This window comes from Echinicola sp. 20G (assembly GCF_015533855.1).
Lineage (GTDB): Bacteria > Bacteroidota > Bacteroidia > Cytophagales > Cyclobacteriaceae > Echinicola.
Window position 1 is genome coordinate 4,654,904 of the sequence record NZ_AP024154.1, and the last position, 22,898, is coordinate 4,677,801.

Annotated in this window: 14 protein-coding genes; 1 reads left to right on the forward strand and 13 read right to left on the reverse strand. The window is 39.9% G+C overall.

What is annotated here, in order from left to right; genetic code table 11:
- Positions 1-149 precede the first annotated feature (149 nt).
- From JL001_RS18785 to JL001_RS18815, 7 genes are all read right to left on the reverse strand, one after another.
- Positions 150-1,784 (reverse strand): RagB/SusD family nutrient uptake outer membrane protein, encoded by a 1,635-nt coding sequence (locus JL001_RS18785; RefSeq protein WP_236252898.1) that lies wholly within the window; start codon positions 1,782-1,784, stop codon positions 150-152.
- Positions 1,785-1,795: 11 nt separating this feature from the next.
- Positions 1,796-4,819, reverse strand: coding sequence for a SusC/RagA family TonB-linked outer membrane protein (locus tag JL001_RS18790; RefSeq protein WP_236252899.1), 3,024 nt, complete (start codon positions 4,817-4,819; stop codon positions 1,796-1,798).
- Positions 4,820-4,899: 80 nt separating this feature from the next.
- Positions 4,900-6,486: a fasciclin domain-containing protein gene (locus JL001_RS18795; protein WP_200978983.1), complete on the reverse strand. Its 1,587-nt coding sequence runs from the start codon at positions 6,484-6,486 to the stop codon at positions 4,900-4,902.
- 12 nt (positions 6,487-6,498) lie between these two features.
- Entirely contained in the window at positions 6,499-8,094 is a 1,596-nt protein-coding gene (locus tag JL001_RS18800; RefSeq protein ID WP_200978984.1) for a fasciclin domain-containing protein, read from the reverse strand.
- A 7-nt stretch (positions 8,095-8,101) separates the two neighbouring features.
- Positions 8,102-9,571, reverse strand: coding sequence for a RagB/SusD family nutrient uptake outer membrane protein (locus tag JL001_RS18805; protein WP_200978986.1), 1,470 nt, complete (start codon positions 9,569-9,571; stop codon positions 8,102-8,104).
- 11 nt (positions 9,572-9,582) lie between these two features.
- Positions 9,583-12,819, reverse strand: a complete 3,237-nt coding sequence (locus JL001_RS18810; RefSeq protein ID WP_200978995.1) for a SusC/RagA family TonB-linked outer membrane protein — start codon at positions 12,817-12,819, stop codon at positions 9,583-9,585.
- Between the two features lie 15 nt (positions 12,820-12,834).
- Complete coding sequence (locus JL001_RS18815) at positions 12,835-15,030, reverse strand: fasciclin domain-containing protein (RefSeq protein ID WP_200978997.1); 2,196 nt, start codon at positions 15,028-15,030, stop codon at positions 12,835-12,837.
- Positions 15,031-15,498: 468 nt separating this feature from the next.
- Here JL001_RS18815 and JL001_RS18820 point away from each other — a divergent pair, with 468 nt between their 5' ends.
- The gene (locus tag JL001_RS18820; RefSeq protein WP_200978998.1) at positions 15,499-16,161 is read left to right on the forward strand and encodes a hypothetical protein; all 663 of its coding nucleotides are present in this window, start codon (positions 15,499-15,501) and stop codon (positions 16,159-16,161) included.
- 48 nt (positions 16,162-16,209) lie between these two features.
- On the opposite strand, the gene galB is transcribed toward JL001_RS18820, so the two are convergent.
- The 6 genes from galB to JL001_RS18850 form a co-directional block, all read right to left on the reverse strand.
- Positions 16,210-18,669 carry a beta-galactosidase GalB gene (gene galB / locus JL001_RS18825; RefSeq protein WP_200979000.1) on the reverse strand — a complete coding sequence of 820 codons (2,460 nt, stop codon included), beginning with the start codon at positions 18,667-18,669 and terminating at the stop codon, positions 16,210-16,212.
- A gap of 67 nt (positions 18,670-18,736) precedes the next feature.
- Positions 18,737-19,561, reverse strand: coding sequence for a GIY-YIG nuclease family protein (locus tag JL001_RS18830; RefSeq protein ID WP_200979002.1), 825 nt, complete (start codon positions 19,559-19,561; stop codon positions 18,737-18,739).
- Positions 19,562-19,658: 97 nt separating this feature from the next.
- The gene (locus JL001_RS18835) at positions 19,659-21,320 is read right to left on the reverse strand and encodes a PepSY domain-containing protein (RefSeq protein WP_200979004.1); all 1,662 of its coding nucleotides are present in this window, start codon (positions 21,318-21,320) and stop codon (positions 19,659-19,661) included.
- A 2-nt stretch (positions 21,321-21,322) separates the two neighbouring features.
- A complete protein-coding gene (locus tag JL001_RS18840; RefSeq protein WP_200979006.1) occupies positions 21,323-21,622 on the reverse strand; it encodes a hypothetical protein in 300 nt (99 codons plus the stop codon).
- 1 nt (position 21,623) lies between these two features.
- Positions 21,624-21,950: a DUF3325 family protein gene (locus tag JL001_RS18845; protein WP_200979009.1), complete on the reverse strand. Its 327-nt coding sequence runs from the start codon at positions 21,948-21,950 to the stop codon at positions 21,624-21,626.
- 255 nt (positions 21,951-22,205) lie between these two features.
- Positions 22,206-22,898 carry an RNA methyltransferase gene (locus tag JL001_RS18850; protein WP_200979011.1) on the reverse strand — a complete coding sequence of 231 codons (693 nt, stop codon included), beginning with the start codon at positions 22,896-22,898 and terminating at the stop codon, positions 22,206-22,208.

Here is a 22,898-nt window from a genome sequence, read left to right on the forward strand (position 1 = left end):
CCGATCCTGTACTAAATTAACAAACCCCTAGTGCGAAGTCTTAAAAATTACGACTTCTCAACTCCGCTCGAAATGACCTACCAAAGTTAAATCGAGCGGACTTGTCATTACTACTTTTATATTCAGCTTTGATTTAAATCGACAAAGGACTATTTATTTAAATCATAGTCAATAAACCAGTGCTCTGGTTGCATCAAAAGGTTTCTAATACTTTCTCTTTTTCCTTCAGGATACTTGGCACTTACCCTTTCAGCCAACATACTTGGGTCATTCCATCGCTTAGCCATACGAATCATGGCAAAGTAAGACCGTGCTTCTCCTGCACTTTCCATACAGGTTTCCTCGAGGAGTAAGCTGTCCAAGCCTTTTTTATATTGCTCAATTTTTTCAGGCGTATCCAATTCATCTTTGCTAAGCCCCTCTGGAAAAACAGGTCCCAAATCCACTCGTCTTCTCACCCCCCAGTTGATGTTGATGGCCGAATTATAAGTTTCATTGTCCAAAGGATATTCAAGGTTTCCTTCATTTTTTGAAAGGTAATTCTGTACACCATCATTCAGAAAAGCCTCTGCTTCCTTAAACTTTTCCATTTGATTAAGTGCTTCCGCTACAAAAAGATGTATATCACCAGCTCGGTATAAGGCGATATGCACATCATTTTTATACACATTATCTGCTGTTTCGTGAGCCCTGGAAAATTTCCTAACTACCCATTCACCATTTTGCCTCCAGTAGGTGTAATCCTCTCCTCGATACCTGTCTCCAACGGTGATTCCATCTTGGCGTACCTGTTTTTGAAATCTTTGCATTGCGACTTCTGTGGGACGCAAGTAATATTTATTGGGTTCCGCATTTGAGAAAAAGTCGATCAAATGATTGGTTTGATGTCTTTGGTAATCAAAAGGAACAATATTGATCAATTCTCTGGTTTTGGTAATTGGATCACGATAAAAAAACTGAATCCATTCTCCATTATAATCATCGTTGCCCAACTTGTATCGACCACTTCCTTGGTCGTATATGAAGGACATACCCAAGCTTACTACCTGTTCATAGCTACCATTCCATAAATATAGCTCTATCAACAACGGTCCCGGTGAAGGACAGATCATATTCCAGGTCAAATCCTGCGCGGAAGTACTCACTCCAGGAAATAATAGATCAGACCAAACCAACACCTTTTTACCATCAATTCCATTCACCCCGCCTTCCATCAAGCTGATCAATTGGCCGATCAGCTCATCAAACTGCATGACGGGATATTTGGAAATATCTTCCTCTTTGGTCAAGGGTTGGTCCAAGTACACTGCTTCCCCATAAAGCTTGGCCAGCATAAGATATGACCATACCTTAAATCTAATGGCACCACTTACCAAGGGTTCAAAAACGGCATCTTCAACCGCATCTGGGTTTGATTCTTTGTACTCAAAAGCCTTTCGAATATAGTTATTGGCATTATTGATTACATCATAGTAACCACTAGGATCTGCAAAGGAATTACCCTCACTGATTGTATGGTTATAAATGTCCCAAAGTTCCTGAGGAGCATTGTCTGTTGGTTCCAAAAAATCGCCGCGGAGTTCTGAGAGGAATATGCCTTGATCGGCCACTGTCTGTACTTTGGCAGCGATGCCCATATATCCTGAGTAAAGTTCATTGGTGTTTCCAATGTAATTTTCTTCAAGTAGGATATCATCTGTATCAGGCTCAAAATAACTTTCACAGCTGCCCAGAATCATTACTCCTACCCATAATGTGCATTTATATAAGAATCTATTTTTCATAACTAAAGTCATTAGAATTGAAGGTTAAAGCCAAACTTTATGGTAGTTGGCAGAGGTAAAGAACCAAAATCAACCCCTTGCATATAAGGCTGGTATGAATAGGACAGTACTGGATCCAGCCCTAAATAATCAGTAAGTGTGAGTAAGTTTTCTCCCGCTACATACACTTCTCCTCCTTCAATAAAACTCAGCCTACCTAACTGATAACTTAAGGTTACGTTGTTCAAGCGCAAAAATGATCCGTCCTCAATCCACCTGTCTGAAAAGCGACTGTTACCCATAGGATCTCCATATATTGCTTTTGGAATATCTGTAACCTGCCCATCTGTTTGCCATCTACGGTCAACTGCCAAGGATTGGTTTCTAAAATCGCTTAATGATTCCATTTCTCTTCTTACTCCATTGTAAATCTGATTACCAGAGCTAAAAGTAAATTGAGCAGATAGTGATAATTTATGATACCTCACCTGAGTAAAAAAGCTCCCAAAAAAGTCAGGGGAAGCATTTCCTATTATGGTACGGTCTTGATCATTGATAACACCATCGCCATTCAGGTCTTCAAATGCTACATCTCCTGCATTAAACTGGTCACCTTTATAGTCTACCAAATTGAGCTCATCTGCTGCTTCCTGAGTGCTAATGACACCATTGGATACATAACCATAAAAACTATATGGATTTTGTCCCTCTACTGATACCAATGCCCAGTCACCAGGCATTTCACGGATGAGCTGACCATTTTCAGCCGTCATTTCGCTGATAACATTTGTGTTCTTGTTAATCGTACCACCAATACTCCAATTCCAGTCACGCTTATCAACTAAGCTAAATTGAAGTCCAGCCTCAATTCCCTTATTTTCCAGTTTGGCTCCATTGACATACATATTTTGAATCCCATACACGGAAGAAATTTCTTTGGGATAAATAACGTCTGATGAGATGGTTTGATAAACTCCTATACTTGCCATCAACCGTTTATTGAAGAAACTACCATCAATACCAGCATCCACTGTTTGATTTCGCTCCCAGGTCAGCTGGGTATTGGCTACATTTCCATTTACGATACCAGCTAATTGGCGATAGGCTTGACTGGAAAAGTATTGCTGGCTTAATCCTGTGGGAAACTGGCTATTACCAGTAAGACCAATTCCAACATGAATATCCAAATTATCTACTTTTTTGCTGTTCATCAGCCAAGGACTGTTTTTAGCTTTCCAGGTCAATTCAAGCCCTGGAAATACACCTACTCTTCCAGTGTCTTTTCCTGTAGATGACGCTCCATCTGCTGCGACATTGAGTGAAGCCATAAATTGATTCGCAAATTGATAATGTGCATAACCATAAAGACTCATCCAGTTCCATGCATTATAATAACCTGAAAAATACCTTCCATCAGTCTCTACATAAGACAAGGTGGTGTAAAAATCTGAACTGGTATTCCTTCCAAAACCTCCATCAAATTCGTGGCGTGTCATTAGGCCTTGAAATCCAATACCAGCATCCAGCTTATTTCCAGCTATTTCTGAAGAATAGTCTGCGTTTATTTTATAAAATAGATTGGATACTTTGCCGGTCCCAGCCCTGGCGGTATTTAAGGCCACCCCCTCTTCTAAAGGAATAATTGTTTGGCTGGACCTTCCAGGAATAAATGAAGTCTGTCTCTTATAACTACTATAATAACCAAAAACTCCTTGGATCTTAGTTTGATCATTGGCTTGATAATTAAGGCCCGTATTAAGGAACACATCAAAATTGTCCGACTCCATTTTGGTGTCATTCATGACGGATAAGGGATTGGAAACCCCAAACTGTCTCACAGCATCATAGGCTGGTAACTGATTGTTGTACTCATCTTTTTTGAAGGGGCTTAAAATCGGCGTCTTGTATAGCGCTGCCAATAAAGGGTTCGAAGCATCAGAAAGTACCTGCTCATGAAGTTTGCTGTTTCCATAAGTCAGTCCCATTGAGGTCACCAATTGAAATTTTTGACTTAGTGCAATCTGGGCATTTAAACGAGTAGTGTACCGGGTAAAGTTAATATTATCCATAGTTCCTCCTTGGTTACTCGCTCCCACTGACAAATCATACTGCGCAATGGCGTCTCCCCCTTTCACCCTCAGGTGATTGGATGTCACAAAAGAGGACCTATTGATTAGTTCTTGCCAATTTGTCTGGTTGTTATAGAGGAAGTTATAATAGTAATCTGGATCATCTCTCAGGAAAGGAAACAGGTCCAACATATCGCCCATGTCTTCGTATCGGGTAAGACCTACATCTCCGATATAACTTTTGAAATCATCCACTTCAAGCACTGGAAGAGTCTTGTCATTAAAAGCCACTCCATATTGACCGGAGAACTCAATAACAGTTTCCATGTCATTTGGTGTAGAAGTTTCAATTAACAACACCCCATTTGAGCCAAGGGAACCAAACCTTGAGGCTTCGCTGCCCTTTACTAAACGAATCTGGTCAATATCATTAACACTAATGACATTGAACACACTGGGCGAATACCCTTCAATGATAGGTGAATTATTTCTATCTGGTAAATAAGGCATGCCATTAATGACGATCAATGGGCTATTGTTGGCTGTAAGGCTTCTGATGCCTCTCAAGTTTAAGTATGCCCCTTCCCCGGGCATACCACTTTTATTTATCACATTTAGGCCCGGAAAAGCCCCTTGCAGGACATCTTCAACATACATCGCGCTGGGTTTGAAACGCTGTGCTGATAACACTTCTGCTTCCATGGCTCCATTTGTCGCATTGATAACCGGGATTTCATAGTAATCAGCCTTTTGAGGAATTAAAACAATTTCCAAAAAGTCCCTTCCCAGTATAGGAATTATTCTTTCCTGATAGCCCGGTGCCCACACTTTAAGTTTTCCTTTTAATTGATCCAACTCCAATGAAAATGTGCCAGTATTGTCAGATTGGGTGGTATTTTCCTGCTTCTCCAGTGAGATATAAGCATTGCTGACAGGTTCACTATCATAGGGACTGAGTACTTTTCCCTTTAGGATCTGCTGAGCCATTGATCCGGTAGTTAATACCAAGAATAAAATAAAAAATGCCCCTATTATTTTGAATATATTCATTCTTCCTTCAGTTTTCATCAGTAATTATTTTGGGTAGGTACAAGAGCCCAATGGTAAAGCTTCATCTCTTCTCTTGAGCTCTTGCCCAGTAGAGCTACTTCTACCTTTATTTTAAAAGACCTTACTTCGCTGCCTTCAATATTTACAATACCTACAAGCCCCCCAAGACCGTCCCATTTGGTTCCGGAAACGGTGTTGGTGCTTCGATCATAATTCCATGGAGATGAAGGCTCTACATTTAGTTCAGAAGCAACCAGCTCCCCATCCACATACACATTGAGAAAGGGGTGGTTCTTAGACTGAACTCCCATATATAAGTTGTATTCTCCTGGCGGAACTTCCACCACCGAGGCAGTGGTGGTACCATCTTCATTTTTATCCAACTTCACGGGGGTATAGTCCACTGCCAACGGCTGGTCAGGAATATTATCTCCAAAAAGTCTAAGAATGGTATAAGTACCTGAAATATTTAAACTCGGAAAAGAATAGTTATCTGTTCCCTGAGATCTAACTTCAGTAGCATTATGAAATGTAAAAAGCTCATCCCGCTGTTCATCCGGAACAAATTCGTAATAATAAAACAACTGTTTAATGGCCGAAATATGGACATTATTTGGGATTTTCAGGAAGTTAACATCATAGACCCTTCCATTACTCATGCGCTTATATTGTGGGTTAACACCTTGTATAGTGGTTTTCCATAGCTTACCAAATGCTGAAACAATGTCTTCTTCACTACCATAATCTTCCACCAGCTTATCATAAAAAACGGCATCCATGATCCAGTTCCATGCTGTAAGCGAATCAGATTGAATAAAAGGCTTTCCAAACTGATCATATAGTCCCAATAAGTTGTCAAAACAGTTTTCTACCACCTCATTGCTTGGTACAAACATGGTTACCTGAGAAAATTCTGACCTAAAGTCAACTTCTTCGAAAATAGGGTTTTCAATGACGAAAGCAGAATCATAAATGGTATTCCCAGATTTGTCCACGCCAATAGGAATACTATTGGACACATCAAATACAGTGTCATTTTTTGCAAAAACTGAATCCCTGATCATGGAATATTCATCAGATAAACTGTATAAATAGTCATAAACACTTTGGTCTGGAACCATCAATTCGCTGATCTCATGCACTACTCCATTCTGGCAAAACTGATTGCCGTTGGTAACCATTGCATCTGCGACCATGACGTTATCTTCCGAAATCCTGGTCACAGGGATATACTTTCCATTTAAGGACCTGAGTCTAAGGCCATCCCTTAATTTACTCATATCATAAGTCAGGTTATTGACATGGTATCGAAGGACAAATTCCACATCAAGATCTAAAGTCTGAATAGCTTCCATAGCATCATTATTAACAGCCCATACAGATAGGTATTGATCTCGAGTAAGTTCTTCCGCAATCCCATTGGCTTCTAATGCCTCTACAAATTTGGAATACTCCGGATTGCTTTTCAGGTAATCCAACAGGTTAAGAGAGGATACTACATAGTTATCATCCGTACCTTCCAGTCCATAATGCTCATCCCAGGTTTCTTTGCAAGACATACAAAGGAGTAAGAGCATTCCGATTATATAATTAAGATTTTTCATTTGCTTCATTTTTTAGTCTACAGGAGTAAATCGAATATGATCCAATGTCAGCAACTCCCCATCAATCGCGACAATTCTCAAAGTATGGCTGGATGTTTCGTCAAAGCTGAAAGAACTAGTCATTCTTCTTTCCAATGTCCTATCATACTTGCTGTTGGAAACAGGCCATTGACTCCCCAATCGTTTACCATCCATAGAGCATTGTAGGTAACCTGTATTGGATGAAGCCTTGTAGCTCAAATAAATCATGGTGATTTCATAACTTCCTTTTATCAATACGGGGGTTTCCAGCTCCACCCAACCTGATGGCCCAAGCTCAAGCCTTAGGTGATCATGATTCAGCGCATCGGCATACCAAATCCCGTCAGCTCCTCTGTTATTTCGGTAGCTAATTACATTGGTTTTGTATTCTGGAGTAGACTTCCAGGTATAACAACTAACCTCTTCTTCTGTAATGATTTTTGTGTATGTAGAACCCAAACTAGGGTTTTGGTATTGGTTACATATCGCCTGCAAATCTGAATAGTCCGTCAAATCCCACAATACCGTGACCCTTTTCGGCGTAAACAGGGGCATCCAGTTATCCACTTCGTGGATGACTCCATTTTTACAGTTGATGTTCTCTTCTATAAAGTTCACACCGCTTCCTTTCTCTTCATCAAAGTTGATTACCAATTGCCCAGCCTGGTCCGAAAAGTTGAGGACTTCATTGGTAGCCATAGTGTTGATATTCATGGAGCTCTCTCCATCTGGAAATCCTCCCAAATCAGCGAAAGACTTCAACTGGTCTAAAAGGTGGTAATCCACATATTTAAACACAGGGTTTTCAGGGTCTGTAAAATTATTATCAGAAGCTTCCAGTTTGTCTACCAAGTCAGTAAAGGTCATAATTCCTTCTTGAGCATAAATCTCATCAGGTACAGCAAAAGCCGTCAATCGAATCCTGTATTGCAATGGGTTACCATTGACATCACTCCCTTCCACCATCACTGTATTTAGAATTTCACTTCTTCCTGTGGCTTGTACAGCCTCTCTAAAAATACTAAAACGCCCATCTTCCAAACGATCCAAAATGGTAGCTCTTACAGGAACCAAAACATCCTCCAAACCATGAATAATACCATTGGTAGCAGCGATATCCAACTCTTCAATTCGAGACTCCCCATTGATATAAATTGCGTTAAGTCCACCTTCTCTAAACTCTATGGATAGGTTATCGTCGGTCGCATTCCGGTCATTGATTGTTCCATTTTCAAACTGACTTTGCGTAATTTCCTTGGAGTAAATAGTATGGTATTTGACCAAATACTCTGCATCCTCTCGGGGTATTTCACTTATACTTGAGAATCCATTATTTGCTAAATAACGCTGCACACCTTCATTACTGGGAGCAAACACTGTGTAAACACTTCTTAGGTTTAGGGTATTGTACATATCTGCATGCCTCATCAACTCTACCCATAAGGAGTATTTATCTGAGCGAGAATCCAACAAGGATGCAATAGGGAGTTCCTCGAAGGCTGTAAATGTTGTATTTTCATAAGGATCCTCACAGGATCCAAGGGCCATGAACAGCCCTAAAAGGTAAATCAAATAAGTCTTTTTCATGGCTTGATTAATTTAGGTTATCGTAATATGGGTTTTGGACCAACAGTCTGTTGGCAGACAACTCATTAATGTGAATGGGCAGGTAATGGCTGTTTTCATCCAAAAGCTTGGATCGAATAATCGGCGCGGAACTGGCCGGAGCAGTCAGTAGAACTTGGGTAATCAGGTAATCCTTATACTGGTAATTGTTCCTGCTTCCCACACGAAGAAGATCATACCAGTTTTTCCCTTCCCCTACGAATTCCCTAGCTCTTTCGTCCATCACCATTTGTAACATCTCCAGTTCTGTACTGGCTGAGGATACCGGGGCTGAAATCTGTGCCCTGTCTCTAATGACATTAAGGATCTCAACGGCCTCATCATAACTATTGGGACCATTCATGACCAAAGCTTCCGCTTTCATCAAATAGATGTCTGCTATACGATAAATGATCCAATTTTGGTCACTGTAAGTTCTAGGAATTCCGGTACCCGCTTCTGCTCCTAAATATTTCCAAACTCTGGAGTCCTCCTCTGTATAAGAAGCTCCTTTTCCTCGAATATCCTCCTCTTCTTCTTGAAATAGCTGAGCAGTATTTTCAGAAATTACATATCTATTGTTTGTCCCAAACCAGGAAACCAAGCTATTGGTCTGGTTCTTGTCAAATTCAAATTGAAGTTCAAAAATCCCTTCATTTGAATTACCTGGATTAAAAATAGTGTACCAATTGTTATTGTTGTTCATCATTCCCTGGAGCAAACCAAGCTGACCGCTGTTGATGACAGCATCACAGGCCGCGATACATTTATCGTATTCCTCTGTCCATAAGTATACATCTGCCAAAGCTGCCTGAATCGCCCATTTCGTGGACCGTCCCTTGGTTTCCCATACTGTAGGTGCAATCTCTTTCGAAAATTCTAAAGCCCCTTCCAAGTCAGATTTAATCTGCTGATATACTTCATTGGCAGGAGACTTTTCTACCTCGAAAGATTGACTATCGTCCATATAAGGCGCCGTAATCAACGGCACATCTCTAAAATTTCTAACCAAATAGAAATAGGCTAATCCTCGTAAAAAATAGGCTTCTGAAAGATAAGACTGCATGACATTTTCACTAAATGATGGGTCTTTGTCCACCACAGTTGGACCATACTTAATGACCATATTGGCATAATTGATCACTTGATAAAACTTGTCCCACTTGACAAATTCATTTCCTGGACCAATATCCCATTGGTTGATACGGTAGATATTTACGTCTATGGTGCCGAAACCCATTGTCAATCCATTCCCACGCATTTCTCCCCAAACAAGCATTTGTTCCATGCACTCTCTCAACCTGACATACCCGGCTCCTAAAACTGCTTCTACCTCTTCTTTGTTGGCCCAGTACTCATCGCTGACCTGATTGTTTTCAGGTTGCAGTTCTAGCCAGTCATTACAAGAACTAAAAGACACTGTTACTATCGTTAGTAAGAATATATATATCTTTTTCATGATGTACTCGATTAGAAATTCATATTAACACCCAATGCAAATCGTTTCGGGCGAGGCGTTGCGGCCCTATCCACACTAAGCATATAAATGTTGCTGGAAAGGTTAACTTCAGGATCTTGACCAGAATAATTGGTCCATGTGTAAAGGTCCTGGGCGGTAAAAAAGACATCGAAACGTTCGATTTTACTTTTGGTCAAGAAAGCCTTGGGAAGTGAGTACCTTAAGGAAACCGTCTTGAGCCTTATGAAAGAACCGTCCTCCACAAACCGGTCTGACCCAAGATAATTGTACCCTTCATTGTACAGGGCCCTAGGGATTTCAGTATCATCCCCCTCGAGTCTCCAACGCTGAAGTACAGCCGTGCTTTGGTTGGCAGTACCATACATATTTTCTGTATTGATGCGTGTTTGGTTTACTATTTTCTGGCCAAATCTTCCATGCAAAAATGTTGTAAACATAAAATTCTTCCAGCGAATATTGAACCCACCCCCAGCGGTAAAGACCGGCATGGCATTTCCAAGGTAAACTATGTCAAATTGATCGATTACGCCATCCCCGTTTACGTCTTCGTATTTGGCATCTCCCGGATAAACCCGACGATTGCCGTTTTGCATATAAACCAACTCACCATCGATATCATACATTAAATTTCCTTCCCCATCACGGGCATAAGTTTCCTCACCGTTTTGGTACACTCCCTCATAACGATAGCCGTAAAAAGAACCTATTGGGTTTCCTTCTACAATCTTATGCGCATAATTCCCATTGTCAAATGTGTAATTTTCGAACAACATATTCTCAGGAAGTGACACCACCTTGTTTCGGTTTCTAGCTAGGTTAAAATTAAAGGACAGTCCAAAGTCATCGCGCCTGATGGCATCATAGTTAAAAATAAGCTCCCAGCCCCTGTTATAAACTTCACCAGAGTTATAGTACCTAACTTCAGTAAATCCAGTTGATGAAGGTAAACTATAGTCTTTTTGGAGCAAGTCCGTTGTCGCACGATCATACACTTCAGCAGTGACATACAATCTACCTTGCATTAAAGACAGGTCGATACCAATATTGGACTGAGTGATGGTTTCCCATCGTAGATTTTCCAGTTGGATGCTGGCAGGAGAAATGGCCACCATATCCATATAACCAGGAGTAATTGGGCTGAAGGTACCGATGTAAGGAAAGGCTCCCCCTGGAGGGTTTCCACTTTTACCCCAGCTGAACCGTAATTTACCTAATTCTATTCCTGCAAAACCATCCATAAAGGGTTCATCGCCAAACTGCCACGCCAATCCCAGTGACGGGAAACCTGCCCATCGGTTGCTCGCACCCAAGCTAGAATTGGCCTCCCATCGGTATCCTCCAGACACTATATATTTGCCATTAAACGTATAGTGTCCATTGGCAATGGCCGCTATTCTTCTGGACATGGAGTTGTCTGATTTCATCGAAGCTACTGCTGCGCCATCTGTTGGATCACTCAAAGAACCCGAGGCATTGCCGCTTGTCTCGCTGACATATCCAAAACTTCTGGCTTCATTAGTCTGCACCAAGCCACTCATGATAACATGATGCTTATCGGTAATAGCTTTATTAAAGATCAACTTATTTTCTGTGTTGATATAAAGTTGATCGGACAACAAATCAGAGCTTCTATTGAAGTAAGGATCTGTCCATAAGACGCCGGTTACAGATTGTGGAAGGAACTTTCGATTCTTTGTGGTTCTCGCATCAAAACCAACCGTGCCCGAATATTCCAAATCTGGATTAAAACGATAACGTAATCGGAAAATCACCCTGGCATTATCGGCTTTGGTTTCGTTAAGGGATTCATTGACCAAGGCTACAGGATTATAATATTTATTGGAAGCATAACTTCCCTGAAAATTTTCTAGTGGTGTGAAATACTCTGAGGTACGGTTACCATTATCATCCAAAACATAAGGACTCATATTGGGCATTTTCAACATTGCCATACCACGGGCAGAGGCCATTCCGCTCTCTGTCCAATTGGCATCTTTAAGGCTTTGTGAATAAGACATATCTGCATTGACACTCAATTTGTTAGAAAACTTATAGGTCACACTCGCCATGGAATTAAACCGATCCAATGAGGTTCCCATCGTGGTTCCCACATCTCTTAAATACCCTAAAGAAACCCTGTATATGGCCTTATCTCCACCACCACTTAAAGAAAAATTGTTATCTAGAAAATACCCCAATTGTGTCACTTCGTTGGTCCAATTGGTGTTTTGGTTGTATTCATCAAAGTAAACCCACTCTGGGTCAAAGTTAATTTCTTGTGTTTGAAAGAGCCCTTGAGTATAACCTGACCCAGAGAGGTACCCTACATCATTGATGGAATTCCATATACCATCTTGCATCAAACTGACATATTGGGCTCCATCCAACAGCGGAACAGTATTAGGCTCTCTTTTGACTTCTGATTTAGTGGAAAATGAAAAGCGAGTCTTACCCTTTCTTCCCTTTTTGGTCTTAAACACCAATACTCCATTTGCCCCTTGTGACCCCCATATAGCTGTGGCTGCGGCATCCTTCAATACTTCAATGGATTCGATATCATTTGGGGAAATGTTTACAAGTGCACCAAAGTCCTGGTCATTGGCTGTTGCAAAATTAAAATCATCTCCAAAATTGGTAGGATAAGGCACTCCATCCACTACAATCAAAGGTTCTGAATTAGCATTCAATGAGGAAGTGCCTCTGATTCTAATGGAGCTTCTTGATCCCGGATCAGCACCTGATATGATATCAACATTTGCCATCCTGCCCTGAAGACCCGATTCAATAGAGGTCATTGGCACCTCTTCTAACTTTTTGACGTCAAAACGCTGACTCGATGATACTTGCTCCCTTTCACTGATTCCCAAAGAATTTATTTCCACCCGATCGGCCACCACTTCAGCACTTCCGTACTCAAATGCATCCTCATAAAGAGTAATGTCCAGGTTCGTCTCGTTAGTAAAGACTTCTTTCCTCGTTTTGAAACCGATATAGGAAAATACAATGGTCAGGTTAGGATCAGAAGGAACAGCCAATCTATAGTTACCGTTCTCATCTGATACGGTACCATTTAAACTCCGCTGCTGGTCATTCTCTACAAAGACACTGGCCCCAATCAGAGGCTCACCGCTTTGGTCGGTTATTTTGCCTGTCAATACTGTTTGTTGTGCCCGCAAAGGCATGACCAACAGCATTAGCATACAACTAATGATATAAAATGTTTTCATCTGAAATTTATTGGGTTATTGTCCTGAACTGAGCACTTTGTCGATTTGATAAACAGCTCCATCGACGTAAATTTTCGGAAAAGTGCTTACCACATTGGCTGTTTCTCCATTTGCAGACCGTAGTTGCAGGCCTGACTCCTTGTCCAAAAGTGTAATTTCGCTCGAAGTATCTCCAGATTCTTGAGATGTGAGAAAATCTCCTTCCATTTCCATCCCAGGAAAAGCATAGTCATTGATTCCATTCGAGCTGATTGGGATAAAATAGTAGCGGAGATAATCCTCCAATTCATCTGAATCGGTTGGAATAATCCCCTGCTCCTTCGCTTTAATAATAGCCTTGTTTGTTGGTGCAAACAGCATATAGTTATCACCAAACAAAAATTCAAATTCATTTTGGGGGTCTACTAAACCTGCTTGAGACAATAGTTTAGAAAACTCTCCAAACTCCTGAATAGAGCTGGTTCCGGAGCTTGCCGAGGCAATCAAGTATTTGAAACTGCCTTCTTCACGGATCAGGGACCTTTCGACATCGTAAGTCCTGCCATTGGTCAATCCACTACCCATTGTATTGGCTGGCGTAAATTCTCCTAGATTATAAATATTGGAAGAAGCAACTCCTTGATCGGTGATGTAAAGGTAGCTGAAGGGATTTCTGGTTCGGTACACTTTGGTACCATTTATCTCCGTTATTTCTTCTGTAACAATATGGTTTTGAACAAAAGCCCTCATAGCTCCTGTGCTCATAGGAACCAAGATTCCTTCCGTATTTTCCACTTGAACAGCCTCGTCGCCAAACCTTAAAGGATTGCCTTCATCCCAAAAAATTTCACTTCCTCCATAGATAGTGTTTTTTATCACTTCATCTGAAGGTATAAAAACTGTAAACTTCAAAGCATCCCCCATCAACGCCTGCAAAGCCCCGGATTGATAGACCATTTGCAAAAACATCTTGTACTTTGGGTCTTTCAGCATCGGACTAACCACTCCTTTGAACAAATCCGGAACAATCACCTCATTCAAACCATAATAAACTCCATTGACAGCAATGCCTTTAGCCTCGACATCTTGGGCAGGGTCAAACTGAATGGTATTCCCAAAAGTGCTCTGAATATCTCCGCGCTCTATCTCAGAAGGAAAAACGATGCTACCACTGTATACATGATTATAGAGCAAAAGCTGCATCGGCAGAAAGGGAACATCTTCAAGAGAACCGTAATTATTCCCCCAAAACTCATTAAAGAAAGATTGAATCGCGGTATTGTTAGGGGCGAAAACATTATATGCATTGGCTGATAGCTCAGCCAAGTTGGCATAATCCACCAAACCTGACCCACCATTATAGGTCCATTCAGAAGCAATCTCTGGAAGGCCTAAATGAGTCTTTATATAAAGTGAATCTCCAGCTTCCGCATAGGATTTTGAGGTCTCATCGTCATACCAATAGTCTTTAAAGCGGTCATAAATGCCTATAAAATCACTATAATCGCTTTCTTCTTTAAGCTGAGCATATACTGTTTCCAAAGGAGCTATCACCCTATCCAGTACATACACATAGCCATTATCAGTAGGAACGGCATATTCCTTTACCGTCGCATTTGATATGTTGAACCCTCCGGCCCCTGTCCATGTACTATTTGGATAGAAATACTCATAGTTTGAAGCAGCATCAATATTTTTAGAGGAAAAGAGATTGTATGAAAAGACTGGCAAAAATCTTTCTTTGTGAAAAATTGTCCGTTCCTTACCCTCTATTAAATCAGTTTCCACGGAAATGGTATCCCTACTCTTGGTCCTATGTTTGTAATAAAGCCCTGACATAGCAGGCTGATCTACCTCCTGTCCTTGGGGTCGGTAATTGGCAAAACGTTCGCGACTGAAGGAATAGTAAACTAAATGATAGCCGACCAATTTCTTGAGTTCTTTGGTGGGCATGTCATCGATAGTCCCAAAACCCTGCTCCAACAAATACTTTTCAAAAGCCTCATCTGAAGGAGCAAGAACCGTTACAATTCCTTTGCCCTCTACCAAGCTTCGAAAACCAGCTTTATCTACAGCTGCTAAAAAAATAGAGAATTCCCCTCGATTTTCCAGTAACTCCCAGGCATTTCCCTTGAGCCATTCTGGACGTTCATAATGTTCTTCCCAGCCAACTTCTCTGCACGCAAATAGCAGCAAGCAAGCTGAAAAAAGGCAAGTAATCCTTTTGATCATCTTTACTTTGTTTAGGTTATTTAAATTGGGTTATTAATATTTAAGCTGTTTCCGTAAAGTGTCAAAAAAACACTTTATTAGGAGAAACATCCATTTAATAAAATATACTATCTTATATTAGCTCAGGGTAAAAATTATATTCGTAAGATATCATGGATAAAAAAGGCAACTGGTCTGTACTGACCTGTGCTGACACTACAGTACGGGTATGTTTGCATTATTCAAATATTTTATTTAATTATATTAGGTATTATCTTAACCCTAATACATATTATTTTTGCATAAAAATTACCTTGTTGATTATTTAAATCGGTTGCGGGCAAAAACATATTAACACCATTTCCCATGTATTAAAAACATTTACTTTCAGGACTAACGGTTGGTACCTATTATAGCTTAGGAATAGTTTTGAGTAATAATGATTTAGAAGGTAAATAACCCTATTATCAAGACGTTTATCAGAAAAAAATGAAAATAATTTACATAATTACGGTCTTAACTCTTGTAATTTCTTGTGGACAAATGACTACAGACACAAAAACAATAGAAGTTGAACCAACCAAATTAAATTTACCAGATACAACAATAAACTTCATGTGGAGGGACATGAAGTATGATTCGACACTAAATGATACATTTAGTTCAATTTTTTTGAATAATAACTATATTAATACTATGACCAATCTTGAAAAAGCTGCGATTGGATATGTTTCGACTTTTATTGGAAACGAGTGTTGGTGGGACGGAGCAGCAAATGACGACAGAAACAATTTGGACTGTAAAATAATCACTGCTCTTGGACTTGGTTACCAATGCTCAGAGAGTCACCTTGGATATTTAAAGAGATGGTTTTCAACTGACAAAAAAGTTTTATTGGAATTAAAAGAATCTAATTGCCCTACAGTTCCTTATACCTCGACTATTCAAAATACCTTCAACAAAATTGTAATTAGCACAAAAGAGAACTCGATTTCTGTTTATTATGAAGCGAGTAAGGTTAACTTGAGAGAACAAGAAAGTTGGGATTGGTCGGAGACAGTTTATTTCAGTGCAACAACTGAAAATTTGAAGTTGATTAAAAAAAATAAATCTGAAGTCAATCATGAAAAACTTGATATGACTGAAGAATAAAAGAAGGGGCAAAATGATAGCCCCTTTATTATTAGAAGTTAATGCCTCCTACTTTGCTAGAATCGAAATACTCTTCCCCATCACCCCTTTTGCTTTTACTTCCAGCAACAACTCTCCCTTATCTTCTCCGGCTTGAACAATTACAGTAAGTTCACCATTGAAAACTTTCATTTCAGGAAGATGGAACAGTTCCAGACTGGTTGGATCGCCATTGGCTACAGCTTTGAATTTTCCAGCTCCACTGACCTTAAAACTAACACTTCTTTGATCCTGAGGGCATAAGTTACCTTCCTTGTCTACTATCCTTACTCTCACAAAAGCCAGTTCCTTGCCATCTGCTTTAATGGTTTCCTGCTCTGGCACTAACTCAACATGATGAGGTTTGCCGGCAGTTCTGATAACTTTTTCCTTTAGTGGATTCCCCGAATCATCATAAGCAATGACCTTCACTTCTCCTGGTTCATATTCTACATCCATCCACATCAAGCGATAGCGTTCTTGAAGTGTTCCGTCCAAAGTTTTGCTTTTCTTTCCATAGCTTTTTCCATTGACAAAAAGCTCAGCTGTAGGATAATTGGTGTAAACAAATACTGGGGTAATCTCTCCCTCCCTTCCTTTCCAATTCCAATGGGGCAAAATATGTAATGTCTCTTCTTCCTTATTCCAAACACTTTTATAAAGGTAATAGCGGTCCTTCGGGATACCGGCCAAATCCACAATTCCAAACATGGAACTATGATTGGGCCAAGCATCCGTATCATAAGGAGTAGGCTCTCCTAAATAATCGAACCCTGTCCAAACAAATTGACCCAAAGTCCATCCAAAATCATCGGCTAAAGCAAAATCATCTTCTGGGAGATTGGACCAATAACAGTATTCCATATCATAAGAAGAAGATTGATGATCCTTATGAACTACCTGCGAAGCTTTCTCCAAAGGAAAATGATAAACGCCTCTTGAGCTTACTGTAGAGCCCGTCTCTGACCCTAGCACCAAACTGTGTGGCAGGCTTTCATATGCTTCCTGGTATCGATGGGTACGGTAATTTAAACCTGCTAAATCTATCATGGCAGCAAATCCATTTTCCAATACGCAAGAAACACGGTCCATTCCTGCCGTAACCAATCTCGACGGATCTTCTCTGTGACAAATATCCTGAAGAAACTTTGCTACTTTATATCCATCCGGACTGCATTGGGTGGGCACTTCGTTTCCGATACTCCACATCACCACACTCGGGTTGTTTCGGTAATGCCTCACCATATTCACAATATCCTTCTCTGCCCACTCCTCAAAATAGCGGTGATAACCATTTTTACTTTTCGCCACATCCCACTCATCAAAGGATTCCACCATCACCATCAGGCCCATCTCATCACAAAGTTCCACCAATTCAGGTGCAGGCATATTGTGTGAGGTTCTCACTGCATCCGCTCCCATGTCCTTTAAAATCTGTAATTGTCTTCTAATGGCTGATTTATTCACTGCCGCTCCCAAAGGCCCCAGGTCATGGTGCAAGTTGACTCCTTGGAACTTTCTGTGCTGCCCATTTAGAAAGAAACCTTTATCCGCTATAAATTTAATTTCCCTGATCCCAAAACGGGTAATATATTCATCGACTACCTTGTCTTCAATGTAAATGGTGGACTTGGCTGTATACAAACTTGGAGATTCTGGAGACCATAATTGAGGGCTTTCCACAGTTAAATATTGCTCCAAAGGCCTACCATGATTGATTTTTTGAATATTTTCTTTTGTCGTCACTTGCTTTCCTTCTTCATCAGCAATCTCAGTGATGATTTTAATACTTGTTCCCTCAGGTACATTTTCTAATTGCGTCTTGATGTTGACAGAAGCATATTCATGGGACACATAAGGTGTGGTAATGTAGCTGCCCCAAACGGGAACATGCACTTTTGGTGTTACTCGCACATGAACATTCCGGTAGAGTCCAGCACCGGGGTACCAACGGGAAGATTGTTCTTTATTTTCTAACCTTACAGCTAAGCTATTTTTCATTCCATCTTCCCGAAGAAAGGGGGTGATATCAAAATAGAAAGAATTATAGCCATAAGGCCAAAAACCTACTTTTTCACCATTGACAAATACCTGTGCCTCGCTCATGGCACCATCAAAAATCAGGTGCACTTTCTGCTGCTTTGGATCAAAACCATCTACATCAAAAGTATTCCTATACCAACCTACTCCCATATAAGGCAGCCCTCCTGTTCTTCCTGTCTTTTTGGTGGGCACCTTTTCTCCATTTTGGGTTACAGCAACTATCTGCAAGTCATTTTCCTCTTCAAAAGGCCCATAAATAGCCCAATCGTGAGGAACCGTAACTTCTTGCCAATTTCTATCATCAAATTTTGGAAAACCAGCCTCCTCAAAATCTCCTTTAGAAAACTTCCAACCTTTTTCCAATGTCCAATCCTGTCTAGCTTTTTGGGCAAATATGCTACTTGTGATTAGCATCATGGCCAATAACAGTGTAATAGTATATCTCATTTACTTAATACTTTTTTAAATCGTATGAGCTAAAGTAAGGGACTTTTGGGAGATGCTTTAATATTTTTCAGGGTAATTTCGGGCTTTGTGCTGATCTGTGCTGTTTCCTGAGGTAACTTCTGATCAATCGCTGAGTATCTCTATTATCAGTTTTGGGTTGTATAATACTTTTAATATCTTTTTCCAAATCCTGGTCTCTATGGAAAAAACCAAAACCTCGATAAATCCCATTCTCTACCAAAACTACGCCTCTTTCATCTTCATTTCTTCCTTCTAAAATTATAATTTGGTCTTCACAAGGGAGACTTACATCCTCCAAGTATTGTTTGACTCGGCTATTATAAGTGTCCACCTCTTCCTTTTGAATGCAGGCTCCATTACAAGTTTTTAAGGCATATTGAAAACAGGATCCTTTGGTAGGATACAATCCATTGATTTTTTGACATAGACGGTATCGATCTGTTATTCTAAACAAATACTCCCTACCCTCTGATTTCGAAGAAAAAGACATTATTTCTCTGGAATCTTTCAATATTTTCTTCACCTTTAGCCCCCAATAACCGTTTTCATCCTCTTCCTGGTACAAGCCCCACATAAAAAGACTTCTTCGTTGGGCTCTATTGAAAATAGGGGTATACGCTTTGATCAGTTCCGATTCTCGAAGCAGTGCGATAAGCTCATTTCCGGTATTTTCATACCTAACAGAGACGATTTGGCTTTGGATCCTGATAGACTTCCTTGTGGTATCTGAAAAATGCTGGTAAAGTCGTTTTCTAATGTCATTACTCTTGCCAATATAGATAATTCGATCATGATCACCCATTAGAAAATAAACTCCAGTGATGCCTGAGGGAACCGTATCAATTATTTTTGAAAGGTTGTCTGGGAGCATTAGTATGTCCTAATTTGATTAATTGAACTAATTTAATTCACGCTATCAAACTAACCCCAATTTATGTCCCTTTGTTCTTAGAAATGATATATTACTTCTAATTAAAATTATTATTTGCTCCACCAATTAAAAGCTCCTTTTCAATCCCGTTCTTCACTTGATAAGGCTTTCTTTTTGGTTGCCTGCTGGGCATATTGTTTTTTTTCTTTAAACTTAATGCCACAATAAGTGCAGTTATAGATAGGACTATCCAAAATACATCTATCAAGAAAATATGATGGTAGCCTGCCAAAAAAGTCTTCCACAACCAATTTCCAGTCACCAATCCATTGGCCACAGGCACCATAAAACCTAATATGGCACCGGATAGTAACGTATACTTATTGGTAAAATAATTATCTCGTTTGATGATAAAAAAGACTGAAAAAGCCAGCCAGCTGTAAAAGAATATATGATAAATATCTGTCATTCGCTCAGGCGTATACTCATGTAAAAATACCTTCACCAGTATAAAAGTAAGTGCCGTAACAGGGAACATACTGAGACAAGTAGACAAATAAACCCATACCAGCCAAGCATTGAACTTTCTTTTCTTAGCATCAATATGCTTTTTATTCCTGGCCACCAACCAGATCATAACACCTGAAATGATTACAAAACAAGAAATAAGGCCCAGAATAAAATAAACGACTTTCAGAAGTACTCCCCCATAATTCCCATAATGCAGTTGTGTGATTACCGCAGTGGCTGCATTCATATAAGAGGTATCGGTAAATGGATTCACAACATGCTCTTCCTCTCCTGTATGGGCATTATAAATTATTTCCCCTCTTCCGGCAAACTTCATATCATATTTTGTATACCCTTCTACACCTACCTTCATATTGGCATCACCGTAATTGAAGATTTCTAGGGTAGTCACTTCAAAGCCCTCCCATTTTGCTGAGGCCTTTTCTAGAAACTGATTAACATTGGGTACTTCAGATAGATGCTCACTAGCAAGTTCAAATTTTGGCGGGTTAAAGCCAAAATCCTCATACAATTGATTGGTATCACCATCATACATAAAAGTGACCACTGCCGGAGACATAACACTAGTCCCGATAATAAGGCAGGTTCCCGTTACAGCATAAACAAACTGATAAGGTAAGCCAATTATCCCCAAGGCTGTATGTGCATCTGTCCACAGGTTTTTAAGACTGGCCATTGGTCTGAAAACATAAAAATTGGACACAATCTTTTTCCAATGCACCAGAACACCCGTAATTATGGCAAATAGAAAAAAGAAAGCCACAAAACCGGCCAACATATAACCAGAGGTTCCCCAGAAATTGAGTTGGGCAAAAAAGTGTAGTCGATAAAGTAACTCGCCAATACTGTAATTACTGGTATAGGTATAAGTGTTAAAGTTATCCGTATCCATATAGAAGAAGCTGCCCGTTTTGGCGGCTTCGCTAGCAGTGGTATCTTTTGAGGCCGTTAAATTGACATTAATCCGGCGTTCATTGAAATATTTTGTAAAGGCAATATCTCTACCATACAGTTCCTTTTGGCTATTCAAACTATCCAGCATCACATCCAGGTCCACAGCTTGTAGATGGCTTTCTTCACTAACCGGTTCGTTTCGTTCCCATCCCACTATTTCATCCCTGAAAAATGAAAATGAGCCTGCAAAGAATATGACATAAAGTGCTGCACTGATGATTATTCCACTGATCGTGTGGGTGTGGAAGAGAATATTGTAAACCCTATTGCTCATAATCAGACGATGGGATGATAAATTTTACTGATATAGATAATTCCTGAAAAGACCATTGTCACTAAAAGGTATACTCCCCAGGCCTTCCAACCATTCTTAAAGAGAAAAGCCAACAAAAAAAGTGTAGCCCAAAGCATAAATCCACCAAATCTCAAAGTAGTAAGGATATTGACATGATTCAACCAAAAGCCAATGGCCATAAATAGAGAAACTGTTACCGCATATCCCCCAAAAAAGCCAGCTGTTATCTTGGCAAAACGCTGCGTTTTGGAAGTGGTAAGGTATTTTTTATTCGCAGGCATATTAGATCAGTTCGAATATAAAGGATATAACAAATGCCAAAGTCAGAGTTTTATAATTGACAAACTTAAGCGGAGCAAGAATTACCACAAGGCTTCCAGCTGCCATCAGAAGGATAAAGAAATAAAAAAAACCTGCTCCAAAACCTGCTTCTACGTAACAAAACAATAAAGCTAGTAACAGCAAACCTCCTCCTAACCATTTTGTTTTTTGGGGATTTTGCTGTAGCCATACTTCTACCCCCAGAGACTGGGAAAGCTTCTGTCTTTTGGAAGTATTATAAAAGCAGAAAAAACCTGCTAAGGTCAATAAGGCCGCTAGTGTTATCATTTTAATCGCTCTGTTCCTTTATTTCAAGCAAATATATATGCATGAATAAGTTTAAGCAACTTTATTTAGATTTAATTTAAATTAAATCTCATAGCCAATCCCAAAAAATAATGAAGGTCTTTATCACAAGTGTTTATATTTCTCTAACCTACATTAACTTAGTCTATTGAATTAAAAAATGATAGAAAAACATAGCGTTAAAGGACAATAGGCAGTCCCATTGGGATGCCTATTGTCTTTTAAAATCGATAGATATTATTGTCTATCAGCATAAAACTGCTTGATATGGATATCCGCATTTTTTACAACACCTTTGTACCATTCAAAACGGAGTATATCTTTCTCTTCTTCTGAGAGATAATAAATATCAGGATTGGTTTTGGTGATTTTTTGCTTCAGGTCATAAAGACAAATGGATGCACTGACAGAGATATTAAAGCTTTCTGTAAAACCTGTCATTGGAATATGCACCACCCCATCACTTTTCTCGATCACTTCATCACTGACCCCCGCATGTTCATTTCCAAAAACCAATGCTATCTTTTCATCGGGTTGTAATTCACTGATTGGGATGCTTTTTCCATGAGGAGAAGTAGCATAAATTTTATAACCTTTTTCTCTCAATCCATCAAAACAGGCATCCACTGCGGGATTTTCTGCACTGTCCTCATAGCGATGGAGGTCTACCCATTGCGCTGCTCCCCTGGTTACATAGGGATTGATATGGTAGGAAGTGGCTTTTTCAATAATATGGATATCCTGAATACCAAAACAATCACAGGTTCTAATTACTGCGCTGGCATTATGGGGCTTATAGATGTCCTCCAAAACCACTGTAAAATAGCGGGACCTTAAGGCCAGGACTTCTTCCATCTTGGCCTTTTTATGGTCCGTGATATAGTTGGAAAGATAAGCTAACAGGTCTTTATCTGGCCTCTCAACTCCCAT

What these genes read in the sequence shown, in the direction of transcription:
- JL001_RS18785 (WP_236252898.1), bottom strand. Translation starts at nt 1,784, where the DNA reads ATGAAAAATAGATTCTTATATAAATGCACATTATGGGTAGGAGTAATG.
- JL001_RS18790 (WP_236252899.1), bottom strand. Translation starts at nt 4,819, where the DNA reads ATGGCTCAGCAGATCCTAAAGGGAAAAGTACTCAGTCCCTATGATAGT.
- JL001_RS18795 (WP_200978983.1), bottom strand. Translation starts at nt 6,486, where the DNA reads ATGAAAAATCTTAATTATATAATCGGAATGCTCTTACTCCTTTGTATG.
- JL001_RS18800 (WP_200978984.1), bottom strand. Translation starts at nt 8,094, where the DNA reads ATGAAAAAGACTTATTTGATTTACCTTTTAGGGCTGTTCATGGCCCTT.
- JL001_RS18805 (WP_200978986.1), bottom strand. Translation starts at nt 9,571, where the DNA reads ATGAAAAAGATATATATATTCTTACTAACGATAGTAACAGTGTCTTTT.
- JL001_RS18810 (WP_200978995.1), bottom strand. Translation starts at nt 12,819, where the DNA reads ATGAAAACATTTTATATCATTAGTTGTATGCTAATGCTGTTGGTCATG.
- JL001_RS18815 (WP_200978997.1), bottom strand. Translation starts at nt 15,030, where the DNA reads ATGATCAAAAGGATTACTTGCCTTTTTTCAGCTTGCTTGCTGCTATTT.
- JL001_RS18820 (WP_200978998.1), top strand. Translation starts at nt 15,499, where the DNA reads ATGAAAATAATTTACATAATTACGGTCTTAACTCTTGTAATTTCTTGT.
- galB (WP_200979000.1), bottom strand. Translation starts at nt 18,669, where the DNA reads ATGAGATATACTATTACACTGTTATTGGCCATGATGCTAATCACAAGT.
- JL001_RS18830 (WP_200979002.1), bottom strand. Translation starts at nt 19,561, where the DNA reads ATGCTCCCAGACAACCTTTCAAAAATAATTGATACGGTTCCCTCAGGC.
- JL001_RS18835 (WP_200979004.1), bottom strand. Translation starts at nt 21,320, where the DNA reads ATGAGCAATAGGGTTTACAATATTCTCTTCCACACCCACACGATCAGT.
- JL001_RS18840 (WP_200979006.1), bottom strand. Translation starts at nt 21,622, where the DNA reads ATGCCTGCGAATAAAAAATACCTTACCACTTCCAAAACGCAGCGTTTT.
- JL001_RS18845 (WP_200979009.1), bottom strand. Translation starts at nt 21,950, where the DNA reads ATGATAACACTAGCGGCCTTATTGACCTTAGCAGGTTTTTTCTGCTTT.
- JL001_RS18850 (WP_200979011.1), bottom strand. Translation starts at nt 22,898, where the DNA reads ATGGGAGTTGAGAGGCCAGATAAAGACCTGTTAGCTTATCTTTCCAAC.